Below are 2125 nucleotides of genomic sequence, written 5' to 3'. Positions count from 1 at the left end.
TTTGAAATTCAACTAGTGACACACTCCATGGCATAATATAAAACAGATCTGCCCTGGTACCATAAAACTAGGACGATGAAAAATCACACAATTCCACATTTTTCATAATATTGCTGATGATACTCTTCTGCCTTGTAGAATTCAGTTGCAGGTACTATCTCAGTCACGATTTTTTTGCCATATTTCCCAGATTTTTCCAGGCTCTCTTTTGACTGTCTTGCCTCCTTTTCTTGGTCTGGTGTATGACAAAATACGGCTGACCTATACTGGGTTCCAACATCTGGACCTTGTCTATTCAGTGTGGTGGGGTCATGATTATTCCAAAACATGTCCAGAATCTCACCATATGATATCGTTGTAGGATCATACTCTACCTGTACCACTTCAGCATGTCCAGTCATATCGGTGCAGACATCCTCATATGTCGGATTTTTGGTTTTGCCACCCATGTAACCGACACTTGTTGATGTTATTCCTTTTTTTCTAAAAACATGTTCTATGCACCAAAAACAACCTGCACCAAATGTTGCTTTGCATGATTACATATCATCCATACAAGAATTAAATTCTATCGAGAAAGCAAATAGATAGATTTTGCCACGTCTTGGTCAGACACCTTACCTTCTGACCATCCACACAGTGATGTCTTGTCAGGTGTCTGGACCGATGAATCTCCTTGTACAAATATGGTACCGCGTGAAACAAGATATTTCAAAGCATAGCTTAACTCACTGTCAGTCATATCTCCATTGCACCAAAATCCCACGGTCTTTTTGGTCCAGAATGGAATGTGGCTCTGAATTGCCAGCACGTTTATTGAAAATGTCTTTACCACAGAGTTTCCATTCTGATCCTTTGCAGCACAAGTCACAGTTGTTGTACCAATTGCAAAAAAAGAGCCCGACTTGGGATCACATACTGGACTCTGTAGATTTGACATGATTGTAGAGTTTGCATAGTTGATGCTTGCCCCAATGGAATTTGTTGCATAAAATGTCAATGAAGGTGGAACCAGATGCGATACATTAGGAGACGAACTTGAGCTAGAGGTATCATACGAGCCGCCTCCCACTGTTACAAATACACTTGACGGAAGAGACGGGTCAGCAAATCTAAACTCTAGTGTAGAGCCCATCTCTACTGGAAATCCACCAACTGATTTTGGGATTTTGATATTTACCTCAAATGTATCAGTATTAGGTCCAGTCTCCCTCAATGCATCCGGATTTGCCTGAAATGCACTGTCTGCAAGTGTAGTTTGAACTCCGCCCATGTGAAATTCTACCATATCAAGCGGAATATCATCAGGTGTTTGTGAATCAAGATTATAGTTTGGGGCATAGATATGCAGTTTAAAGTATTGACCAATTCTGACATTGGACGATGATCCTGTACTAGACGATGAACCCGTAACAGGACTTGATGGAGCGCTTGTCAAGACTTTGGATTGTGTCAAGTCAGTCGGATTTCCAGAATAATCTGCCCTCTGGTGATATGTCATGACAACAACATCACCATCTTTGATGGGTTTTCCATCAACAGAATCTGGTACCGTGAAATAAAGTTGAAAGACACCAGTATCAATTCCAGTTTCCACCATGGCACCAGGCCCAGATACCGGAACTCCATTTATTGTAAAATCAACCAGTCCACCTGTAGATATTGTCATCACTGCACGATGATCAGTGGACAGATTAGAGTCAGTCACATAAAAAGTCAAGACAGTTCCAGGTGTTGCAGGCTCTGCATAAGAAAGCGACATTGGCAGCAAAAGCAAAATTACAAGAAAGCCCTTCACATAAAAAATATTCATTATGAAACACTTGGATACAATTGTACTTAGCCTTTTTTGAGAAGCTTTGGTTTTAGTTTCGTGTTGTTTTTTAAGAGTTCAAGTGCAATTGTTTTGTTGTTTAATGCCAAGTCAAACTTTTTGTCAATCTTTAGAGCCGCATTAAAACACTTTATCGCGTCCTTTAGCAGACCAACCTCTCCCAGTGAGAGGCCCTTGTATGCTATTGCCATGGCATACTTTGGCTGGATTTTGAGTGCCTTGTCATAGCAATCTATTGCATCATGGTATTTTCCAAGTGTGTGTAATGCAGAACCCTTGTTTACAAGAGCA

The 2125-nt window shown here is 40.7% G+C and carries 2 protein-coding genes and 1 pseudogene; all 3 read right to left on the bottom strand.

Translation table 11 applies throughout. The annotated features are described in order from the left end of the window. Positions 1 to 83: 83 nt before the first annotated feature. A pseudogene (msrA, locus tag DYY66_RS09940) lies at positions 84 to 533 on the bottom strand (peptide-methionine (S)-S-oxide reductase MsrA); the annotation flags it as partial. A gap of 35 nt (positions 534 to 568) precedes the next feature. Next, positions 569 to 1813 carry an HYR domain-containing protein gene (locus DYY66_RS09935; RefSeq protein ID WP_166288823.1) on the bottom strand — a complete coding sequence of 415 codons (1245 nt, stop codon included), beginning with the start codon at positions 1811 to 1813 and terminating at the stop codon, positions 569 to 571. A gap of 26 nt (positions 1814 to 1839) precedes the next feature. Beyond that, a partial coding sequence (locus DYY66_RS14920; protein WP_255496423.1) for a tetratricopeptide repeat protein occupies positions 1840 to 2125 on the bottom strand: 286 nt, incomplete at its 5' end.

The organism is Candidatus Nitrosotalea sp. FS (genome assembly GCF_011319475.1).
In the GTDB taxonomy this organism is placed as follows: Archaea; Thermoproteota; Nitrososphaeria; order Nitrososphaerales; family Nitrosopumilaceae; genus Nitrosotalea.
This window is presented reverse-complemented; position numbering and strand designations above follow the sequence as displayed.